The following is a 2,844-nucleotide window of genomic DNA, read 5'->3' on the forward strand; positions in this document are numbered from 1 at the left end:
GATAAGCTGCGATAAGCTTCGGGGAGTTGCACGTAAACTTTGATCCGAAGATTTCCGAATGAGGAAACTCACTTAGAGTAATGTCTAAGTATCATTAAGTGAATACATAGCTTAATGAGGGGAACTCAGGGAACTGAAACATCTAAGTACCTGAAGGAAGAGAAAGAAATTCGATTCCGTAAGTAGCGGCGAGCGAACGCGGAATAGCCCAAACCAATAAAGTTTTCTTTATTGGGGTTGCGGACATATCTTAAACGAAGAGGTATCGTAATTGAAGAGGTTTGGAAAGACCCACCACAGAAGGTAATAGTCCTGTATGTCAAACGAGAAAACTTCAGATATGATCCAGAGTACCACGGGACACGTGAAACCCTGTGGGAAGCAGGAGGGACCACCCTCCAAGGCTAAATACTACCTAGTGACCGATAGCGTATAGTACCGTGAGGGAAAGGTGAAAAGAACCCCGGGAGGGGAGTGAAATAGAACCTGAAACCCTGCACTTACAAGCTGTGGAAGCACATTTCTTGTGTGACCGCGTACTTTTTGTAGAACGGGCCAACGAGTTACGTTAAGTAGCAAGGTTAAGCACTTAAGGTGTGGAGCCGTAGCGAAAGCGAGTTTTAACTGAGCGTTCAGTTACTTGACGTAGACCCGAAACCGGGCGACCTACCCATGAGCAGGATGAAGCGAAAGTAAAATTTCGTGGAGGTCCGAACCCACGAGCGTTGAAAAGCTCGGGGATGACTTGTGGGTAGCGGTGAAATTCCAATCGAGCCCGGAGATAGCTGGTTCTCCCCGAAATAGCTTTAGGGCTAGCCTCAAGGTGAGAGATACGGAGGTAGAGCACTGAATGTCCTAGGGGGTATTGCACCTACCGAAGACTATCAAACTCCGAATGCCGTCATCTTATACTTGGGAGTCAGACTGTGGGTGATAAGATTCATAGTCGAAAGGGCAACAGCCCAGATCGTCAGCTAAGGTCCCTAAATGTAAGTTAAGTGGTAAAGGATGTGGGATTGCACAGACAACCAGGATGTTGGCTTAGAAGCAGCCACTCATTCAAAGAGTGCGTAATAGCTCACTGGTCGAGTGATCCTGCGCCGAAGATTTCCGGGGCTAAAACTTACTACCGAAGCTACGGCATCAGTAATGATGGGTAGGGGAGCTTCCCATACGGGTTGAAGCATGACCGTAAGGACATGTGGACAGTATGGGAGTGAGAATGTTGGCATGAGTAGCGAGATGTGGGTGAGAATCCCACAGGCCGTAAACCCAAGGTTTCCAGGGGAAGGTTCGTCCGCCCTGGGTTAGTCGGGACCTAAGCTGAGGCCGAAAGGCGTAGGTGATGGACAACAGGTTGATATTCCTGTACTACCGATAACCGTTTGAGAGATGGGATGACACAGTAGGATAAGCTAAGCACACTGTTGGTTATGTGTGCCCAAGCATTGAGGCAGTCAGAGTAGGTAAATCCGCTTTGATAATGCTGGGATGTGATGGGGAGCGAAATTTAGTAGCGAAGTAGCTGATTTCACACTGTCAAGAAAAGTCTCTATCGAGGTTAAAGGTACCCGTACCGCAAACCGACACAGGTGGGTGAGGAGAGTATCCTAAGGCCCGCGAGAGAACTGTTGTTAAGGAACTCGGCAAAATGACCCCGTAACTTAGGGATAAGGGGTGCCACCATACGGTGGCCGCAGAGAATAGGCCCAAGCGACTGTTTACCAAAAACATAGGTTTCTGCTAAGTCGCAAGACGATGTATAGGAGCTGACGCCTGCCCGGTGCTGGAAGGTTAAGGGGATCTGTTAGAGTAATCGAAGCAGTGAACTTAAGCCCCAGTAAACGGCGGCCGTAACTATAACGGTCCTAAGGTAGCGAAATTCCTTGTCGGGTAAGTTCCGACCCGCACGAAAGGCGTAACGATTTGGGCACTGTCTCAACAACAGACTCGGTGAAATTGTAATTCCGGTGAAGATGCCGGATACCTGCGACAGGACGGAAAGACCCCATGGAGCTTTACTGTAGCTTGACATTGGGTCTTGGTACTACATGTACAGGATAGGTGGGAGGCTTTGAAACCAGGACGCCAGTTTTGGCGGAGCCATCCTTGGGATACCACCCTTGTAGTACTGGGACTCTAACCATAGGCCATGAATCTGGTCTTGGGACACTGTCAGGTGGGCAGTTTGACTGGGGCGGTCGCCTCCCAAAAGGTAACGGAGGCGCTCAAAGGTTCTCTCAGTACGGTCGGAAATCGTACGTAGAGTGTAAAGGCAAAAGAGAGCTTGATTGCAAGACATACAGGTCGAGCAAGGATGAAAATCGGACTTAGTGATCCGGTGGTTCTGCGTGGAAGGGCCATCGCTCAACGGATAAAAGCTACCCTGGGGATAACAGGCTTATCTCCCCCAAGAGTCCACATCGACGGGGAGGTTTGGCACCTCGATGTCGGCTCATCACATCCTGGGGCTGTAGTAGGTCCCAAGGGTTGGGCTGTTCGCCCATTAAAGTGGTACGCGAGCTGGGTTCAGAACGTCGTGAGACAGTTCGGTCCCTATCCGTCGCAGGCGTAGGAAATTTGAGGAGACCTGTCCTTAGTACGAGAGGACCGGGATGGACGTACCTCTGGTGTACCAGTTGTTCTGCCAAGGGCATGGCTGGGTAGCTATGTACGGAATGGATAAGCGCTGAAAGCATCTAAGCGCGAAGCCAACTTCAAGATAAGATTTCCCACCGCAAGGGTAAGACCCCAGAAAGACTATCTGGTTGATAGGTCGAAGGTGTAAGTGCAGCAATGTATTTAGCTTATCGATACTAATAGGTCGAGGACTTGACCAATATT

Annotated in this window: 1 rRNA gene; it reads left to right on the forward strand. The window is 49.6% G+C overall.

Annotation, left to right across the window (positions count from 1 at the left end):
* A 23S ribosomal RNA gene (locus IC175_RS19105) occupies nt 1–2,840 on the forward strand; the annotation flags it as partial.
* Between the last annotated feature and the right edge of the window lie 4 nt (nt 2,841–2,844).

Origin of the sequence: Clostridioides sp. ES-S-0123-01, from assembly GCF_020658415.1 — a bacterium.
In the GTDB taxonomy this organism is placed as follows: domain Bacteria; phylum Bacillota; class Clostridia; order Peptostreptococcales; family Peptostreptococcaceae; genus Clostridioides.